General features: G+C 62.8%; 15 protein-coding genes. 5 read left to right on the top strand and 10 right to left on the bottom strand.

The genetic code is table 11. From position 1 onward, the window contains the following. Positions 1 to 4 precede the first annotated feature (4 nt). Positions 5 to 1,108: an NAD(P)/FAD-dependent oxidoreductase gene (locus HWX91_RS01875; protein WP_028195917.1), complete on the top strand. Its 1,104-nt coding sequence runs from the start codon at positions 5 to 7 to the stop codon at positions 1,106 to 1,108. A 34-nt stretch (positions 1,109 to 1,142) separates the two neighbouring features. Here the strand turns inward: HWX91_RS01875 and pdxR are convergent, their stop codons facing one another. Beyond that, positions 1,143 to 2,615, bottom strand: a complete 1,473-nt coding sequence (pdxR, locus tag HWX91_RS01870; protein ID WP_025495971.1) for a MocR-like pyridoxine biosynthesis transcription factor PdxR — start codon at positions 2,613 to 2,615, stop codon at positions 1,143 to 1,145. Between the two features lie 113 nt (positions 2,616 to 2,728). On the opposite strand from pdxR, the gene HWX91_RS01865 reads away from it, so the two are divergent. The 4 genes from HWX91_RS01865 (at position 2,729) to HWX91_RS01850 (ending at position 7,262) form a co-directional block, all read left to right on the top strand. Next, entirely contained in the window at positions 2,729 to 3,004 is a 276-nt protein-coding gene (locus tag HWX91_RS01865; protein WP_028195918.1) for a hypothetical protein, read from the top strand. A 50-nt stretch (positions 3,005 to 3,054) separates the two neighbouring features. After that, entirely contained in the window at positions 3,055 to 3,516 is a 462-nt protein-coding gene (locus HWX91_RS01860; protein ID WP_028195919.1) for a GNAT family N-acetyltransferase, read from the top strand. A gap of 287 nt (positions 3,517 to 3,803) precedes the next feature. Next, the gene (locus HWX91_RS01855) at positions 3,804 to 5,513 is read left to right on the top strand and encodes a molecular chaperone HscC (RefSeq protein WP_028195920.1); all 1,710 of its coding nucleotides are present in this window, start codon (positions 3,804 to 3,806) and stop codon (positions 5,511 to 5,513) included. Positions 5,514 to 5,519: 6 nt separating this feature from the next. Further along, positions 5,520 to 7,262, top strand: coding sequence for a J domain-containing protein (locus tag HWX91_RS01850; protein ID WP_028195921.1), 1,743 nt, complete (start codon positions 5,520 to 5,522; stop codon positions 7,260 to 7,262). 364 nt (positions 7,263 to 7,626) lie between these two features. Here HWX91_RS01850 and HWX91_RS01845 read toward each other — a convergent pair whose 3' ends face one another. The 9 genes from HWX91_RS01845 to HWX91_RS01805 are packed head-to-tail and all read right to left on the bottom strand — an operon-like array spanning position 7,627 to position 17,893. Next, entirely contained in the window at positions 7,627 to 9,030 is a 1,404-nt protein-coding gene (locus HWX91_RS01845) for an MFS transporter (RefSeq protein ID WP_028195922.1), read from the bottom strand. 25 nt (positions 9,031 to 9,055) lie between these two features. After that, positions 9,056 to 10,321: an NAD(P)/FAD-dependent oxidoreductase gene (locus HWX91_RS01840; protein WP_028195923.1), complete on the bottom strand. Its 1,266-nt coding sequence runs from the start codon at positions 10,319 to 10,321 to the stop codon at positions 9,056 to 9,058. Beyond that, a complete protein-coding gene (locus HWX91_RS01835) occupies positions 10,314 to 11,279 on the bottom strand; it encodes a VOC family protein (RefSeq protein WP_028195924.1) in 966 nt (321 codons plus the stop codon). The genes HWX91_RS01840 and HWX91_RS01835 overlap by 8 nt, the downstream gene beginning before the upstream one ends. Positions 11,280 to 11,296: 17 nt before the next feature. After that, positions 11,297 to 12,787 carry an aldehyde dehydrogenase gene (locus HWX91_RS01830; RefSeq protein ID WP_028195925.1) on the bottom strand — a complete coding sequence of 497 codons (1,491 nt, stop codon included), beginning with the start codon at positions 12,785 to 12,787 and terminating at the stop codon, positions 11,297 to 11,299. 32 nt (positions 12,788 to 12,819) lie between these two features. Next, entirely contained in the window at positions 12,820 to 13,650 is an 831-nt protein-coding gene (locus HWX91_RS01825) for an aspartate dehydrogenase (RefSeq protein ID WP_028195926.1), read from the bottom strand. After that, a complete protein-coding gene (locus HWX91_RS01820) occupies positions 13,643 to 15,301 on the bottom strand; it encodes a thiamine pyrophosphate-binding protein (RefSeq protein WP_028195927.1) in 1,659 nt (552 codons plus the stop codon). Before HWX91_RS01820 ends, HWX91_RS01825 begins: the two co-directional genes overlap by 8 nt. Then, complete coding sequence (locus tag HWX91_RS01815) at positions 15,294 to 16,103, bottom strand: SDR family oxidoreductase (RefSeq protein WP_028195928.1); 810 nt, start codon at positions 16,101 to 16,103, stop codon at positions 15,294 to 15,296. The genes HWX91_RS01820 and HWX91_RS01815 overlap by 8 nt, the downstream gene beginning before the upstream one ends. After that, positions 16,100 to 16,993 carry an IclR family transcriptional regulator gene (locus tag HWX91_RS01810; RefSeq protein ID WP_028195929.1) on the bottom strand — a complete coding sequence of 298 codons (894 nt, stop codon included), beginning with the start codon at positions 16,991 to 16,993 and terminating at the stop codon, positions 16,100 to 16,102. The genes HWX91_RS01815 and HWX91_RS01810 overlap by 4 nt, the downstream gene beginning before the upstream one ends. Next, on the bottom strand, positions 16,994 to 17,893 hold the full coding sequence (locus HWX91_RS01805; protein WP_028195930.1) for an alpha/beta fold hydrolase: 900 nt from the start codon (positions 17,891 to 17,893) through the stop codon (positions 16,994 to 16,996). Between the last annotated feature and the right edge of the window lie 7 nt (positions 17,894 to 17,900).

The following is a 17,900-nucleotide window of genomic DNA, read 5'->3' as shown; positions in this document are numbered from 1 at the left end:
GGCAATGCGGGTGACAATCGTAGGCGCCGGGATTGCCGGCTTGAGCACAGCATGGTCGCTCTCGAAGCTGGGACACGACATCACGCTGATCGAGCAGGGCTCGATTCCGAATCCGCTCGCAGCCTCGGGCGACCGGCACCGCATGATTCGCCGCGCCTATGGTGACGCCGACGGCTACGCACGCACCATCAGCGAGGCGTTTGACAGTTGGGATCTGCTGTGGAATGACCTGGGCGTGTCCCACTATGCGAACTGCGGCGTGCTAGGCATTTCGCAACATGCCGGCGATGGCGCCGCGCATTTCCGCACCGGCCTCGACCGGATGAAATTCGAGTATGAACTGCTCGACCCGCACGAAGCAGCCGGGCGCTACCCCTTTCTCGACCCCGCCACGTTTCGCTACGCTTACTTCGATCACGACGGCGGCGCGCTGTTCAGCGAACGCATCGCACGCGATATGAAAGCGTGGCTCAAGATGCGCGGCGCGGACATTCGCACCCATGCCAAGGTGCTCGCAGTGGACGCGCATGCGGCCTCCGTGCGAATCGACGACGACACCATCATCCGCGCCGACCGGCTCGTGGTCACCGCCGGCGCCTGGACGCTGCAACTGTTCCCGGCACTCGCCGAAAATCTGATGACCTATCGCAATGCGGTTGCCTATATGGAGCCGCCGGCGGATCTGGCGGACGCGTGGTCGAATGCGCCCGCTATCGTGGATATCGGCGGCGACAGCGGCGGCTACGTGCTGCCGCCGAGCGACGACATTGGTCTGAAGTTTGGCGCCGGCGTGCACAAATCGCGTGCACCCGATCCTGATGCCAATCGCGATGCGACGCCCGGAGAAGGCGACAGCCTGCGCCGCCTGTTTTCGCCGCCGCTCAGCCGCATCAACGAATATACGGTCACCGAAGTAAAAACCTGCATCTACACGTTTACGGCGGATAGCCGCTTCTTTTCGAAGCGCCTCGGCAACACACTGGTGGTATCGGCATGCTCGGGGCACGGCTATAAATTCGGCGCGGCCGTCGGGCGCCGGGTCGCACAAGCGCTCGAAACGGATGACGACACCATGCTCGCGCGTTGGCTCAGGGCGGAAGCGCGCTGATCGTTCGCAGGACCTCCGCTCGCGTATTGGCAATCTAGCCCAGCCCCCGCACCACGGCGGCGAGTCGCGCCACCAGTGCGTCCGCTTCGTGCGGCTTGATACCCGCATAACCGAGCATGAAGCCGTTGTAGCGCGATGCATCTTTAGCGGATGGCTGGCAAAAGCCGCTGAGCGCGGCGATATGCAAACCGTGCTCACGTGTTGCGGCGCTCACGTCCTGATCGCGCAGCGGCGCATCGAGCCGCATTGTCAGATGCATGCCACCGCCATCGGACGAGACCGTCACCAGGTCGTGCATATGCCGCTCGATTGCGTGCACCAGCGCGACGCGGCGCTGCTGATAGAGACGCCGCATGCGCCGCAAATGCCGCGCGTATTTCCCGCTATCGATGAAATCCGCCAACGCGACCTGCTCGGCCACGCGCCCTTGCCGGGCGATCTCACTGAGCGCCTCGTCAATTTCGCCGACAAGATGTGCCGGCACGACCATGAAGCCCATGCGCAACGCCGGGAACATCGTCTTGCTGAAGGTGCCGAGGTAAATCACCGGTGCGTCGGCCGCGAGACCCTGAATCGACGGCAATGGCGGGCCGCTATGGCGCAGTTCACTGTCGTAGTCGTCTTCGATGATCCATGCGCCGCGCGCCATCGCGTTCTCGATGATCGACCAGCGCCGCTCCAGACTCAACACGCTGCCGAGCGGATATTGATGCGAGGGCGTGATGTACATCAGGCGCGGCGGTGTCCGTTGCCAGTGATCGGGCGTCGGCGCGATGCCGGCGGCGTCGACAGGAATCGGCACCAGTTGCAAACCGGCGGCCTGAAACGCCGCCTTCGCGCCGTGATAGCCAGGGTCCTCGACCCAGACGCTGTCACCCGGGTCGGCCAGCATGCACGCGCATAGATCGAGACTCGCCTGCGTGCCCGACGTGATGAACACCTGCTCCGCCGAACACCGCACGCCGCGCGACACGCGCACGTACTCCGCAATCGAGCGGCGCAACGCGGGATGCCCAGCGTTGTTGCCGTACCCGAGTTCGCTGGGTTCGACCAGACGCCATGCGCGCTCCATTGAAGCACGCCATTGCGCAAGCGGGAATTCGTCGAGTGCGGGTACACCGGGACGGAACGGCGTGGGATCGTCCGGGCTCGTGCGCTCGCGCGGCAGAGCCGCGACGCGGCGCGATAAACGGTTTTCCGGCGTCTGCGCACTGCCGCTTGCCGCGGCGATCGAGCTCCCTGAACCACTCACCACGCTAACGATAGAACCATGCCGGCTCGCGGTGATGAAGCCCTCGTCGGTCAACCGTTCGTAGGCGTAGAGCACCGAGTTGCGCGCGATGCCCAATTGTTCGGCGAGCGCTCGTGTAGCAAGAAGACGGCTGCCGTGTCGGATATCGCCATCGAGAATCGCGCGACGCAGACTCTCGTAGAGCAGGTCCTGCTGCGTGAGCTTGCGCCCACCCATTGCGCGCTCGACGTTCGACATCAACAGACCGTAGTCCAAATTCGTGGCTCCAAATTCTGGCTTTCTCGTGGTGCTAACAATGGTGCCACAAATTTCTTATGCTGACGGTTCCAGAGACGCCGCCACCGAATACTGCGAGAGAGGTCGATGCCATGAACACGCCCGCACGTCACGCTGTCACCGCGCGCCGGGGCTACGGCGCCGGGGTAAAGTGGTGCGTCGCGCTGGCGTGCGCGGCATACGGCTATGGGCTGCTCGAGCCTGCGGCAACGGCACGCGCCAGGCTGGATGCCTGCGTGAACGAGAATCTGGCGCAGCGCGATAGCGAAGTGGGCGCCGCTACAGCCACTACAACAATAACCGCCGGCGAAACAGAGCGCGAGCTGGCATTCAGCGCTGCCGTCTATGCCTGTTCGACTCAGCCCTAGCGAGGCCGGTCGACTCGCCGCCCACCCTCACCCAACAAGGAACCACACTTATGTCCGACGCCATTCAGATCCGCCCCGTCACGCCCGCCGACTTCGACGCCTGGCTGCCGCTGTGGGACGCCTATAACGCCTTCTATGGCCGCTCGGGCGAAACAGCATTGCCGCGCGAGATCACCCAGGTCACATGGGGGCGTTTCTTCGATGCCTACGAGCCGATGCACGCGCTGGTCGCCGAACGCAACGGCCAGTTGCTCGGCCTCGTGCACTTCCTGTATCACCGTCACACCACCATGGTGGCACCGACCTGTTATCTGCAGGATCTCTACACGCTGGACACGGAGCGCGGCAAAGGGGTTGGCCGTGCACTGATCGAGGCGGTGTATGCGCGAGCCAGGGCAGACGGTCTGCAGCGGGTCTATTGGCAAACACATGAAACGAATCACACGGCGATGAAGCTGTACGACAAGGTCGCGGACCACTCCGGTTTCGTGGTCTATCGCAAGGCTTTGTAGCCGACCACAGCAGGCCCGTCTGACGGGCCTAGCGTCTCCCGCTCCATCACTCCATTCCGGGCCGCCTGTTCTGCGCGGCCACGCGCCGCATCCGCGGGTTCCACGGCTCACCAGGCCACCATGCGTACCGCATCGGCGGTACCACTTCTCACCGCATTCGTTCCCCGCCCCGGCTCAAGTTTGCAGGCAGCTTGCCGTTATCGCCATTGAACGGAGCACCATCTGGCTCCCACGCGACCTTGGGCGATCTCCTCACGGAGGGGCGCAAAACGAATCGGAAACTGTACATGCCTTCGATCATCGGCATCGATCTTGGAACCACGCATAGCCTTGCGGCCGTCTGGCGCAATAACGAAGCCACCCTCATTCCGAACGCACTCGGCGACGTGCTCACGCCGTCGTGCATTTCGGTCGACGACGACGGTTCGATCCTCGTCGGCCGCCCCGCCCTCGACCGCCTGCATACGCATCCCGAACGTACTGCCGCCAACTTCAAACGCTATATGGGCACGAATCGCAACGTGTCGCTCAGCGTGCGGACATTGCGTCCTGAGGAGCTGTCGTCGCTGGTGCTCAAATCGCTGAAGGCCGACGCCGAGGCATTTCTCGGCGAACCGGTGCAGGACGCCGTGATCGCGGTGCCGGCGTATTTCAGCGACGCTCAACGCAAGGCCACACGCATCGCCGGCGAACTGGCCGGGCTCAACGTGCTGCGCCTCGTCAACGAACCGACTGCCGCCTCACTCGCATACGGCGTGCATCGGCGCGACGGCGAACGCAAGTTCCTGATCTTCGATCTGGGCGGCGGCACGTTCGACGTCTCGGTGCTCGACTTCTTCGAAGGCGTGATGGAAGTACGCGCCAGCACGGGTGATAACTTTCTCGGCGGCGAAGACTTCACCGAGGCGCTCGTCGCACTGTTCTGCCAGCGCAATAATCTGCGCGCCGGAGCACTCACGTCGATTGCCGCGCAACGCCTGCATCAACAGGCCGAGCGTGCGAAACGTCTGCTCACGCAAAACGGTGCCGATAGCGTCACGCTCAAGCTCACAGTTGGCGACACTGAGCACGGCCTCGAACTCGATGCCGCCGCCGCGGAGCGCACCTGCGAGCATTTGCTGCAACGGCTGCGCAAGCCGGTCGAGCGAGCGTTGCGCGATTCGAAGATCGCAGTCGATGCGCTCGACGAAATCATCCTGGTCGGCGGCGCCTCGCGTATGCCGATGGTGCGCAAGCTCGTCTCGAAGATGTTCGGCCGCTTACCCGCCGCTCATCTGAACCCGGATGAAGTGGTAGCGCTCGGCGCCGCCGTGCAGGCGGGACTGGTCACGCGCGATGCGGGACTCGACGAAATGGTGCTGACCGATGTCGCGCCGTATAGCCTCGGTATCGATACCGCGATGCAGGTTGGTGCCAACCAGTACGTGCCGGGCCACTTTCTGCCGATCATCGAGCGCAATACGATCGTGCCCGTCAGCCGCATGCAGCGGATTTTTACGGTGAGCGACCGTCAGCAGATCCTAAGCATCAAAGTGTTCCAGGGCGAAGCGCGTTTGACCGCCGACAACGTGCCGCTCGGTGAATTCACACTCGACGTGCCGGTCAAACCGGCTGGCCAGGCCGGGGCGGATGTGCGCTTCACCTACGACATCAACGGCGTGCTGGAAGTGGAGGCCACGGCCTTCCCCGATGGCGTAAAGCGCGCAATGGTGATCGAAGAAAATCCCGGCGTGCTGACGCCGGAAGAAATCGGTGAACGGCTCGCCGCCTTGGCCGCGCTGAAGATCCATCCGCGCGATCAGTTGGAGAATCGCGCGCTGCTCACGCGCGCCGATCGCGTATATGAGGAGACGCTTGGCGAGCATCGGCAATATCTGGCCGCACATATCGCGCGCTTCCAGTCGCTGCTCGAGCGGCAGAACGCCGAGGAAATCGCCCATGCGCGTAGCGAGTTGAACGCGCTGCTGGATCGTTTCGATGTGCATATGACTTATTGATCGGCCATGGATACCACTTCTGCCTATCACTGGCCTTGGGACGTACTCGGCATTGCAGCGAACGCCGACGAGCGCACGGTGCGCCGCGCTTATGCGCGTCTGCTGAAACAACAACGCCCGGATGAGGACGCCGAGGCGTTTCAGCGTCTGCGGTATGCGTATGAGTCTGCTTTGCAGATGGTGAATGGCGGCGCGGCGGGCGGCGTGACCGCCGATGTTTCGGCACATGCGCGAATGCCGCAATCCGCAACGATGCCGGATGCGACGCCTGCGACGGTGCAGATCTCGCTGACGACGCTAGAGTCGACGTCGCCATCATCTGGCTTCGCCCAGGCATCGCCTGCGGTCCGCCGTCGCGAGCCCGACGCTTTCGAAAGCGCAGTCCAACTGTGGCAAGACTTCGTCGCACAACGGGACCAGCTCGAGTCGCGCCGCTCTTTGCAGGAATTATTCTCCCATGTCGTCAACATCCAGACGCGCGACGAACTCGAATGGCAGGCGCTAGTTCATTGTCTGAACGAGGACGCGCCGGCCACGCTACGCATGAACCTGAGTGAGGTTCTGGGATGGCGCGACAACGCTGCCCATCTGCGTCGGCGCAACGCCGCCATTGCAACGCTTGCGCTAGACCGTGTGTTCGCCGACGAGGACTACAACGCGTTGCGGCTACGTTTTACGAATGCGATGGCGCTCCTCGAAGGGCCGCAGCTCCCGTTGGCTCGTGGCGCGCACGCATTGTTGCGCGCGGGGGTGCGCACCGAGATGGAACAGTTGCTGACTGCGCTCGGCCGCTACCATCCGAATGTCGTGCGCTTGCGGCTCGACAGTGAGAAGGTCGAATTCTGGACCCGCTGCCTGACGTTCCGCGTCGGCGCGGGACGCCTGTTCGGCCCGACGCTCGCGTTGAGCGCATGGTGCGGCTTGCTGTTCGCCAGCGCTTCGATGAACCTGAACGGCGATCGATGGTTAGATCAATGGACGCCAGTCCAGTCGGCGGTGCTTCTTGCCACACTAATGGTGACACTGGTCACCAGCGCCGCGATAACCGTGCTGCTGTCGGAACCGCAGCAACAGCGGCTGCGGGCGCTACGATCGCTTGGCTGGCTGCGTTACGGCTGGATTCCGCTGTGGCTTGGCGCAACGGCCGGCGCGTTGTGCGACGCAGGCAGCGGGCGCCTGACCTCGATTGCAATGGACACACTCGGTGTATGCACGATATGGGCCGCGCTGATCTATGGATGGCCGCGCATCAAGCAGCTCGCGATACTGGCCGCCGTCGGCGCGATCGGGTTTGGCTTCGTCGGGCATTGGCTCTCCACCGATCTTCGCGCATGGCCAATGCCGTTCGCACACGGCGTGCTGTTCTCTTTCTACTTCTCTTTTGCGCAACAGGAATGGCGTGGCTGGCTCGCACGCCGACCACGCGCCGGTTTGTTTGGCGTGGCGATGTGGTTTGCGGGTTTCGTCGCGCTGATCGTTTCGTTGCTGCAGCGCGAAGAGCGTTCGACGCAATTCGCGTGGGCGCTCTTCACGGTGATGGCGGCAATGGGCGGCGTGTTGGCGACGACGCGGTGGAATGATCTGCGCCGGGCGGTGCCGGCATTTTTCCGCGGTTATGTGCATCTGGTCTGGCTGGCGATCGCTGTGTCCAGGCCGGATATCATTGCTTGCGTGAGCGCGGGGTTGATGAGCGTCTGGATTATTGATGGGATTAAGCAGAGAAGAGGCTCGCGGGGGGCGGTGGGGTGATGGGGTGGTGGCTGGCCGCGGGTGGGAATAACGGTCTGCTACTGTGGAGTGATTGGAGCGCTGGCGGAAATCGGTACGGCTGTGCTTCCATCCGTGTATGAAGCTCTCCGGACGATGATTGAGACCGCCAGTTTGAACCCGGATCACGCGTGCGTATCACCGTCGAGTACCAGCGGCTCATCATTACGCCGCTTTAAATGCAGAAGGGCCGCGAAACGCGGCCCTTCTGTCACGTCACGGATGCTTGGCAATGGTCAGAACCTTAGCTGCTTGACCCATCGTTGACGATCCGCAATATCTCATCCGTGTCGTCTATGACGCTTTCATCACCCACAAACCGAGACATCTCAAGTAAAAAAAGGCATCAAGCCTCAAGCTGCTCCAGCACCTTCCCCTTGGTCTCAATCCCAAGAAAGTGCACCGTGATCGCCGCAATGAACGGCACAGCCGCGAGAATATAAAACGCCACCTCCAGATTGCCGCCGATCATCGTCTTCGACACGATAGCGGGCGCGAAGATCGCCGCCACCTTCAGCCACGCGCCGCCCACACCGCAGCCCATCGCGCGGATGCTGGTCGGATACAGTTCCGGCGTGTACACATAAGCGGTGATAAAACCACAAGCCAGAAAACCGAGCGCAAACGCGCAGCAAGTCGCCACCACATACACCGACGCGTTGTGGAACACTCCGGCCAGCAACAGCGAAAGCGCGCAGGCCACGAACGACAAATTGATGATCGGCTTGCGACCCACCTTGTCGACCAGCAGCGCACAGGTCAGCGAACCCACCACGCCCAGCACCGAAGCCGCCACCGCCAGATTCAACGCCAATTGCAGCGGCGCGTGATAAACCGTGCGGTAGATCGTCGGCAGCCAGGTCGAAAGACCGTACTGAATGAAGCCACACGTAATCCACAGCATTGCCACGGCCATCGTGCGCTTCAGATAGGCAGGCCCGAACAGATCGCCAATGCGACGCTTCGGATGACGATTGGCCATCGCATCGAATTCCGCCGACTGGGTGACCAGCGGCAACGAACCCTTCACGGCGCGTTCGAACGCGTGCACAGCGGCATCGGCGTCGGCCATTCGTTCACGTTCCGCAAGCCAGCGCGGCGATTCGGGCACCAGTTTGCGCAGCACGAAGAACAGAATCAACGGCATGCCGCCAATGAAGTACATGGCCTGCCACCCGAACCGCGGCACGATCCATGCGCCCAACGCATTCGATGCGAGCAACCCGACCGGAAAAACGATTTCATACAACAGCACGAAACGGCCACGGCCATGCGCGCGGCTAATCTCGTTGATATAGGTCGCTGCCACGGGCAATTCGCCGCCGAGCCCAAGCCCTTGAATCACGCGCAGCGCGACAAACACCGCGAAGGTCGGCGCAAAGCCGCACGCAATGCTGGTAATGCCGATGATGCCCGAGCTCAACGCAATCGCCTTCACGCGGCCTTTGCGCTCCGCGTACCACGGGAATACGAACGCGCCGATCAACTGTCCGACCGAACCGGAGCCGATCAGGAAGCCGATTTCCCACGGCGTCAGATGCCACTTCGCAATCAGGATCGGCAGCGTGGCCGCGATCGCGATCACGTCGAAGCCGTCGAAGAACGTCGCGAGACCGATCAGTATGCGCGCGCGCACCTGCATGGCGTTCTTCGGCAGACGCTCGAGACGCGCGATGATCGAGCCCCGGGTCACGGGGCCTGAGACACCGGCGCTGCTGCGGTCCCCCATGGTGTTGTCGATAGTTCTCATGCCGTGGTGCCGTCCGTAAATGTGGTTAGGCAAGCGCCGTTGAGGCGTCGGTCAGGGTGGCAAGGTCGATCGTCCGGCCCTGGTTCATCCACTTGCGCGACAATTTCAGTTCGCGCGGCGTGTTGATGGCAATCACGCCGCGAATCGCGCCGTCTTCCAGATGGAATAGCGTGGCGCGTTTTCCCGCTACATCACCGCGTATCGCGAGTTGCGCATCGCCCGGAATGTCGCCGAGGATTTGCAGATTCACGTCGTATTGATCGGACCAGAACCATGGAATGTCCGCATACGGCTCGAATTTGCCAAGCAACGCTTTGGCCGCCGAGATCGCCTGGTTCTGCGCATTGGCCCACGATTCGAGCCGCACACGACGCTTCAGCCATGCACTCGGGTGGTTCGCAACGTCGCCGCACGCAAAGATGCGCGGGTCGTCGGTCGCGCCGAAATGGTCGACGACGATGCCGTCGTCCACCTTGATACCCGCGGCTTCCGCCAGCATCGTATGCGGCGCGAGGCCGATGCCGGCGACAGCAAAGTCGGCGTCAAGCGTGGAACCGTCGGCGAATGTCGCGCGAATACGGTTGGCGTCGTCCGGATGATCCGCAATCGACACGAGCGACGCGTTCAACCGCACGTCCACGCCATTTGCCCGATGCAGTTGCAGCAGAAAGTCCGACACCATCGGCGGCAACGAGCGAGCGCACAGACGCGGCGCGCCTTCCACGACTGCCGCTTCCACGCCGAGCTTGCGCGCCGTGGCCGCGACTTCGAGACCGATCCATCCGCCACCTACGACCAGCACGCGTTTGCTGGCACGTAGCCGCTCGCCCAAAGCGACGGCTTCGTCGAGCGTACGCAGATAGGTGATGTGCGAGGTCTTCACCAGCGAATCAGGCAAACGCCGTGCCGCGCCGCCGGTTGCAATCACCAGCCGGTCGTATTGCACTTCGCGGCCCGACTGCGTGCGAACAATGCGCTTTTCACGATCGATCGACGTCGCGCAGTCCGGTTGCCATGCTTCGACGTTCAGCGCATCGAAATCGTCGGGCTTAACGAGGCGCACGGTTTCGATATCCGCCTCGCCGGAGAGCACCGCCTTCGACAGCGGCGGCCGCTCATACGGCAAATGAATCTCGTCGGCGATCATCACGAGGCGGCCGTCAAAGCCTTCCTTGCGCAACGTCTTCACGACCCAGCCAGCAGCCTGGCCGCCACCGATCACGACAATCGTGCGCGGTGCTTCCAGGCCGGCGTGTGCGGCTTCAGCCTTTGCGGCAGCAGCGTCAGTCATTTTTCCGCTCCGTCATGAACTTGCCTTCCGGCGCCTTCGCGTTTTTCTGGCGACGCGTGTTACCGTCGATGCCACCGTCGATCGCCCATTCGGCGAACACGGTCGGACCCGGTTCGAAATCACGCGGCTGCCATTCGGGCGTGAGCTGGTCTTCGTCGGCGTAGTACTCGATCAAACCGCCAGCCGGATTCTGGAAATACCAGAAGTACGCCGACGAGACCGGATGACGCCCCGGCCCGAGTTGCGTATCCCAACCACAGCGGCTGATATGCATGCCGCCGCCGAACACTTCGTGAATGTCGCGCACGGTGAACGCCACATGATTGAGACCGCGCTTTCCACCCGGCAAGGCCAGTAGAAAAATGTCGTGATGCCCGCCGTGCGGTGCGCAACGCATGAACGCGCCACGGCCCGGATAACGGTCCGACATTTCGAAGCCGAGCAGTTCCTGGTAGAACTTTTCCTGTTCCGCCAATTGGTTCGTGAAGAACACTACGTGACCCACTTCGACCGGCTCAGCACGTTCGTAAATCGGCGACGGTTGATCGACGCGCAGCGTTTGCCCCCACACGTTCGAAGGCGAGCCGTGAATATCGAGCGCACGCTTGCGAGTCACCTCAACGCGAATCGCCATACCGTTCGGATCGATACAACCCACGGCGTCTTCCGTTTCGAAGTGACCGGGTTGACCCGCAAAGCGGCCGCGCAGTTCGTCGAGCTCGGCTTTGGTCGCCACACCCCAGGTCACTTCACGCAGCGTCGGACCTTCTTCGAAGGCGGGCGGCAGCGACGGATCGTTCGCATCGACCAAGCGTACCGTGCAGCCGTTCAGCGTTTCGAAGCGCGCGTGACTATCGTCATGCTCGATCTCTTTCAAACCCCAGTCCGCGAAAAACCGGCGGCAGGTGGCGAGATCCGTTACGCCGTAAATAATCTGTTCAATACCGAGAATCGTCATACCGTGCCTCTTGCGTATTAGTTCGCCCACGCCAGCGGCGCGTCGTTCAAGCCCCAGTAGAGGCTCTTCTGCTGCATGTATTCGCGGATGCCGAGACGGCCTTTCTCGCGTCCCATGCCGCTCTCCTTCCAGCCGCTAAACGGCGTCGAGATCGAGAACAGCTTGTAGGTATTGATCCAGATCGTGCCGGCTTCGAGTGCGCGAGCGATGCGGTAGGCGCATTTGTAATCACGCGTCCAGATGCCGGCGGCAAGGCCAAACACGCTGTTGTTGGCTTCTTTCAGCAACGAGGCTTCGTCGTCGAACGGCATCGCGACCAGCACCGGGCCAAAGATCTCTTCCTGGCAGATGCGGGCATCGTTCGTGAGGCCTTCGAGTATCGTCGGCTGAAAGTAAGTACCCTGCTCGCGACCATCGCCGACCGGACGCTCGCCGCCGCACAGCAGGCGGCCGCCCTCTTCCAGCCCCAACGCGACATACCGCTCGACTGTCTCGCGATGCGCCGCGGTAATCAACGGACCCATTTGCGTTTCCGCGCGTGACGGATCGCCGACGCGCAGTTTGCGCGCGCCTTCCGCGAGACGTTTCATGAAGGCATCGTAGATCGAGCGCTGCACGAACAGACGCGAGCCCGCAATGCATGCTTCGCCCGATGAACTGAAAATGCCGTACAGCACGCCGTTTACTGCATGGTCGAGATCGGCGTCATCGAATACGATGGTCGGCGATTTGCCGCCCAGTTCCAGCGACACGGGCATCAGCTTGTCCGCGGCAATGCGCGCGATACCGCGGCCCACTTCAGTGCCGCCCGTGAACGACACCTTCTTGACCAGCGGATGGCGCACCAGCACGTCGCCGATCACCGAGCCTTTACCCGGCACGACGCTCAAAACGCCCTTCGGCACACCGGCTTCTTCGCAGATACGCGCCAGCGCAAGCGAGACCAGCGGCGTGACTTCAGCCGGCTTCAACACCACTGCGTTACCGCCCGCTAAAGCAGGAGCCAGCTTTTGCGCGTCCGAAGCAATCGGCGAATTCCACGGTGTAATTGCCGCGATCACCCCGATGGGCTCGTAAATGCTCATCGTCAGATAGTCGCCACGTGAGGGCGTGACTTCTTCGTCGAGCGTTTCAAGGCACGCAGCGAAATAACGGAACGTGTTAGCGGCGCTTGCCACCAGCACACGCGTTTCGCCGATCGGCTTGCCGTTGTCGCGACGCTGCAAATGCGCGAGCGCCTCGTGACGCGCCATGATCAGATCGGCGATGCGATACAGGATCAGCGCGCGTTGATGCGGCTTCAAACCCGACCAATCCGGCTTGCGCCAGGCGATATCGGCGGCTTCCACCGCTTCGCGGGCGTCGTCGGCATCGGCCGTCGAGATTTCCATGTTGACCGACTGATCCGCCGGATACAGGCTTTTGTACGGGTTGCCGCGTCCTTGCCGCCATTCGCCGCCGATGAAAATATCGCCGGTAGGGACAAGGCTGGTATCGAAGTGAGTCATGTCGGTCGTTCCGGTTTGCTTCAGCTAATGGCTTAAATCACACAGCGCGCCGCGCGATTGCGTAGCGCACGAATCGCGCTGTACGCGGTCAATGCGGACGTCTTGGGGTTGTCCGGCAGCGGCTTGCCGCACATTTCCAGCGACATCTCGCCGAATGCGCCGCGCGCCACGATGCGATGCACGTTGCGCGTCACATTCGGATCGGCGATCAGGCGGACCATGGTGTGGTCCAGACCCAGGCCGGCGAGCGCGATGGTCGCGGCGACGTTGGCGTTCTTCGGATACAGGCGCGCCGCTTCACGTGCGCTGCCTTCGAAGATCACGATTTCTTCGCTCAACGTGTGCAGATTGCAAACCTGCTCCGCTGGCGTGCCGAGCCAACCCGTGGGCGGCTTGCGCCCCGTGTACAGCACTTCGTCAAGGCCGCCGAGCTTCGCGGCGGACAACGCGTCCACGCCGCCAATTGCGCCCGACAACAGCGTCAACGTCGCATCGCCTTCATCGGCGGCGGCGGCAAGCGCGTCCAGCAACATCATGTCGGACAGCGCGCCGATCGAAGCCACCGCGCAATCCGTCCCGGCTTTCAGCAAGGGCACCACGTGATCGACAAGCGCGCTGTGTCCCGCGCATTCCAGTGCGAAATGCGGATGGCTGTTCAACGCGGACACGGACGAAACCACGTCGACCGACGCGCCCACCACTTCCCGCACCGACGCCATATGACGCTCCGGCACGATCACATGCGACACGCGGACCGTCGGGTCCGACTCGACCGAGCGATACACCGCCTGGCCGATCGCGCCGAAGCCGATCATCGCGACGTCGACGGGTGCGTGATGCCCCGCGTAGCCGGTCTCACGCATGTTCCGGCTCCTTTTCCTTGACCGGCGGCCCCGCGAATGCGGTGGCGAACGAGCCGACCGACAGCATGTCCACTTCGACCAGCACGGGACCCGTCTTCGCCATACCTTCGCGGATGATTTCCTCGGCCTGATCGAGCGACTTGATGCGGTAGTGCGTGAGCTTCAGGCTCTCGCAGAACTGCGCGAAATCCGGCTGGTGCAGATCGACGTAGCAGCGGCGGCCGCCGTATTGCGCGTCCTGAATGTTGCGGATCACGCCGTAGCACTGGTCGTTCATCAGCACGATCATCACGTTGGCGTTTTCCTGCACGGCCGTCGCGAGCTCGCCGACGTTCACCATCAAGCCCCCATCGCCGACCAGGCACACGGTCTTCGCAGCATTGCCGGCGAGTGCCGCGCCAATCCCCATTTGCATGCCCTGGCCGATGCCGCCGCCAAGTGCATGAACGCCCGCGCGCGGCGAGAAAATCTTCAGCATGCGGTTGCCCCACGTGCTGTTCGAGATCGTGACGTCACGCACCCAGTTATAGTCGCGGCCCACCGCCTGTTGAAGTGCATCGACAAGGCGCTTGTACGGGCCGAGGCCCTTGCCCACATCCGCGACGGCACTTTCGCGCGCGGCGGCGAGGTCTTGCGCAAACGTGGGATCGACCTTCAGACGGCCTTCGAGCCGCGTCGCGAGTTCTTCGAGTACCGCCGCTGCGTCGCCGTGCACGAACATGTCGTTGCGATAGCCACGGTTGTCGGCGAGCGCGTCCGCGTCGATGCGATACAACGGTTGCGGCAGCGCCAGCTTGTACTTCAGCGTTTCATTGCCACGCAGACGCGAGCCGACCACCACCAGCGCATCGCACGTCTTGTAGAAGCTTTCGACGGCGGCGTGCACGTTGAACGCACCCAGCGTCGCAGGATGATCTTCCGGCAGCACGCCGCGGCCTTGCACGCTGGTCACCACGCCGAAACCCAGCGCCACGAGACGCTCAACCGCGGCGCGTGCATGCCGCGTGCCGCCGCCGAGCCACAACAACGGGCGCTTCGCGCTCGCCAGTTGCTCCGCGAGTTGTGCGACGCGCGCGCTGCTATGCGTGAGTGTGGTGACGTGCGGCGCAGCCAGGTCGGCGGGCCATTCAATTTCCGCCGCCTGAATGTCGATTGGAATTTCGACGCTGACGGGACCGCTCGGTGCCGTCAGCGCGACGCGCACCGCCTCGCGGATCGTCGGCAGTGCGGTCTCGACCGAACGCACGCGGAACGCCGCTTTCGAAATCGACTGCAACATCGACAATTGGTCCGGCGCTTCGTGGATATACGCGAGGTCTTTATCGAGGTACTCCGTTTCGATCTGACCGGTGATGTGCAGGAGCGCCGTGCCCGCCGTGAGTGCCTCGACCATCGCGCCCGCTGCATTGCCCGCGGCCGTTCCCGTGCTGGTGAACGCCACGCCGAGGCCGCCGGAGACACGCGCGAGGCCGTCAGCCATGTTCACCGCGCCGGCTTCGCCGCGCGCGCCGACATAGCGAATCTTGCCGCGGTTGTGGATCGCGTCGAGGATCGGCATGTTGTGGATCGAGATCACGCCGAATGCGGTTTGGACGCCGCATTGCTCGAGAAAAGCGGCGATCAGTTCGCCAACGGTGGTTTTGTTAGACATGTCGTGCAACGCCTCCAGAAACATCGATGTGACTGCCCGTCGTATAGGACGACAGCGTCGTAGCCAGGTAAAAGAGCGCTTGTGCGGCTTCTTCGGGGCGACCGAAGCGGCCTAGCGGAATGTTTTTCTTGCGCGCCAGTTCGGCGGTCCAGTCTTCCCAGCTCTGACCCGGTTGCGCTTCTTTCGCGTAACGGCGGCGCCATTGACCGGATTCGACGATGCCGATCAGAATCGAATTCACGCGGATGCGCTGCGGCGCGAGTTCGACCGCGAGCGATTTGATGAGACTCAGCACGCCCGCCCGTGCAGACGAGGTCGCCACCATGTGCGGCTCGGGTTGCAGCGCGAGCAGCGAATTCACGCAGACCACGGTCGCGTTTTCGCCAGCCCCCGCCGCGTCGCGCAGCATCGGCAGAAATGCGCGGGTCGGGCGAATCACGCTGAAATACTTCAGGTCGAGTTCTTCGCGCCAGGCGTCGTCACTGGTGTCGGCGAAGGTCGAGACGCGGCCTTGACCGGCGTTGTTGATCAGCATGTCGGTGCGGCCAAAGCGGGTGTGCACCGCTTGCGCGAAGGCGGCTACATCGTCCGCGTTCAGTACGTCGCAGGTTCGCGCCAGCAATTGCGCGTGGGGAAACTGCGTGTTCAAAGCGGTTTCCGCTTGCGCCAGCCGTTCGCCGTCGCGTCCACAGATCGCGACTGACGCGCCAGCTCGTAGAAACAGTTCCGCGGTTGCAAGGCCGATGCCGGACGAGCCGCCCGTCACCACCGCTACCTGCCCGGTCAAGTCGATTTGGATCATTTGAGTCCCAGTGCCTTCATGTATTTCGTGCCACCGTTCGCGCTGCCCTTCGGTCGATAATTGAGCCGCTGCGAGAGTTCGTCGGCCGCGCGGCGAACCTTGTCGATCAGGCCGCTGTCGAGCAGCGAAGCGTCGATCTCAGGACGCGGAATCGTGGTCGTAATCACCGCGACGATACGGCCCGTGTCGTTGCGAACCGGCGCGCTCACCACGGAAATGCCGCGTTCGAACGACGATTCGCTGATCGCGTAACCGCGCCTCGCGTCATCGCAAACCCGTTCGTACAACTCCTCGACGGTGGCGGGTGTTTGCTTCGTGAAGCGTTCCAGTTCCGGCTCGGGATAGAGCTTTTTCAACTCGTCGAGCGTCATGTCGCTCATCAGCACCTGGCCGTGCGTCGTTGCGTAAGCCGGCAGACGCGTGCCGACGTTCACCTTCACCGAGCTGAAGATCGGCGCATGACTTTGCGCCTTGGCGACGAACACAACATCGCGTCCGTCGCGAATCACGATATGGCTGGTGAGGCCGGTGTCGTTGCGCAAGGCTTCGATGATCGGCAACCCGAGATCGGTCAGTTCAAGCGAACTCAGGTACTCGAAACCGAGCCGAAGCACCGCGACGCCGAGGCGATAGTTGCGGTCCTTATCAGCGCGCTCGAGAAAACCGAGCGATTCGAGTGTTTGCAGCAGACGGAACACCGTTGTGCGGGGAATCTTCAGGCGCTTCGATAGTTCCGGTGCGCCGAGAACCGGCTCGCGCGGCGAAAACTCGGTCAGTATCTTCAGACCACGTTCCAGACCCGGCACGCGATAGTTGATCTCGCTGCCGGTGTCCGCGTCGTTGCGGTCGTCGTCCGCGTCGCGCTCGGCGTTGATCGTGTCGGGCGTCATTCATTGGCTCCGTTGTCCGTCGCTCGCGCGGCAGAACGTGTCGATGATCGCGGTGTACGCGGTGGGTGCCTCGATATAGCCGGCGTGCCCAGCACCCGGCACAACCTGCAACCTGGTGCCGGCCGTCAGGGCGAGTCGCTCGCAGGCTTCGGGGGGCGTGATAGCGTCGTCTGCGCCGACTGCGATGCTGATGCGACCTTTGTAGCGCGCGAGATCGCTGGCGAGATCGGCGTTCGCGAGCAGATGTGTTGCTTGAACATAGCCACGTGGGATCACCCGCGACATGTTCCAGCGCACCCATGCGCGCGCTTCATCGCTCGCGTTCGCGGACACCATATTGGTGCTGCGTTTTTCAGCGAGACCTTGTGGGCCGAGTTCCTTAATCATGGCGAGACGCTGATCGCGTTTGCTCTCGCGCACGTCCGCAGGCGAAGCGCCATATCCGCCAGCCGGCGACAGCAGGAGCAAACCGGCCACGCGTTGCGGATTCGTCATGGCAAACGCACCGGCGACGATCGCGCCAAGCGAATGCCCCAGCAGCACACAGCGCTCAATGCCGAGCGCGTCGAGCCATTCTTTCAGCACCGTTGCGTAGTCGCCTGCAGCGGGCGAATCGGCTTCTACCGGCGTCGACGCGCCATACCCCGGTGCATCCCACGCCAGCACACAACGCGTCTCGCCCAGCACTTCAAACTGTTGTACCCACGAAGCCGCGCCCGACCCGATACCGTGAAGCAGCACCAAAGGCAGTGCGTCGCTTGCTGCGCTATCCGCCTCGCGATAACTCACCGCACGTTGCGATGCGAGCCAGATCTGCTGCGCCGGAAAGCGTGCAAGGCGCGCTTCGAGCGTGGCGTTCTGAGCGACGTTATCGGCGATACGGGACGGGACTGCGGACATGATTGCC

This window comes from Paraburkholderia fungorum (assembly GCF_902833645.1).
Classification (GTDB): domain Bacteria; phylum Pseudomonadota; class Gammaproteobacteria; order Burkholderiales; family Burkholderiaceae; genus Paraburkholderia; species Paraburkholderia fungorum.
The sequence above is the reverse complement of the archived record's forward strand: the minus strand, read 5'-3'. Positions and strand labels throughout refer to the sequence as shown.

Excerpts from the sequence above, each read along its gene's own strand:
- HWX91_RS01825 (WP_028195926.1), bottom strand. The coding sequence starts at position 13,650 with ATGCGTGAGACCGGCTACGCGGGGCATCACGCACCCGTCGACGTCGCG.
- HWX91_RS01865 (WP_028195918.1), top strand. The coding sequence starts at position 2,729 with ATGAACACGCCCGCACGTCACGCTGTCACCGCGCGCCGGGGCTACGGC.
- HWX91_RS01875 (WP_028195917.1), top strand. The coding sequence starts at position 5 with ATGCGGGTGACAATCGTAGGCGCCGGGATTGCCGGCTTGAGCACAGCA.
- HWX91_RS01855 (WP_028195920.1), top strand. The coding sequence starts at position 3,804 with ATGCCTTCGATCATCGGCATCGATCTTGGAACCACGCATAGCCTTGCG.
- HWX91_RS01815 (WP_028195928.1), bottom strand. The coding sequence starts at position 16,103 with ATGATCCAAATCGACTTGACCGGGCAGGTAGCGGTGGTGACGGGCGGC.
- HWX91_RS01835 (WP_028195924.1), bottom strand. The coding sequence starts at position 11,279 with ATGACGATTCTCGGTATTGAACAGATTATTTACGGCGTAACGGATCTC.
- HWX91_RS01860 (WP_028195919.1), top strand. The coding sequence starts at position 3,055 with ATGTCCGACGCCATTCAGATCCGCCCCGTCACGCCCGCCGACTTCGAC.
- HWX91_RS01830 (WP_028195925.1), bottom strand. The coding sequence starts at position 12,787 with ATGACTCACTTCGATACCAGCCTTGTCCCTACCGGCGATATTTTCATC.
- HWX91_RS01820 (WP_028195927.1), bottom strand. The coding sequence starts at position 15,301 with ATGTCTAACAAAACCACCGTTGGCGAACTGATCGCCGCTTTTCTCGAG.
- HWX91_RS01850 (WP_028195921.1), top strand. The coding sequence starts at position 5,520 with ATGGATACCACTTCTGCCTATCACTGGCCTTGGGACGTACTCGGCATT.
- HWX91_RS01845 (WP_028195922.1), bottom strand. The coding sequence starts at position 9,030 with ATGAGAACTATCGACAACACCATGGGGGACCGCAGCAGCGCCGGTGTC.
- HWX91_RS01810 (WP_028195929.1), bottom strand. The coding sequence starts at position 16,993 with ATGACGCCCGACACGATCAACGCCGAGCGCGACGCGGACGACGACCGC.
- HWX91_RS01805 (WP_028195930.1), bottom strand. The coding sequence starts at position 17,893 with ATGTCCGCAGTCCCGTCCCGTATCGCCGATAACGTCGCTCAGAACGCC.
- HWX91_RS01840 (WP_028195923.1), bottom strand. The coding sequence starts at position 10,321 with ATGACTGACGCTGCTGCCGCAAAGGCTGAAGCCGCACACGCCGGCCTG.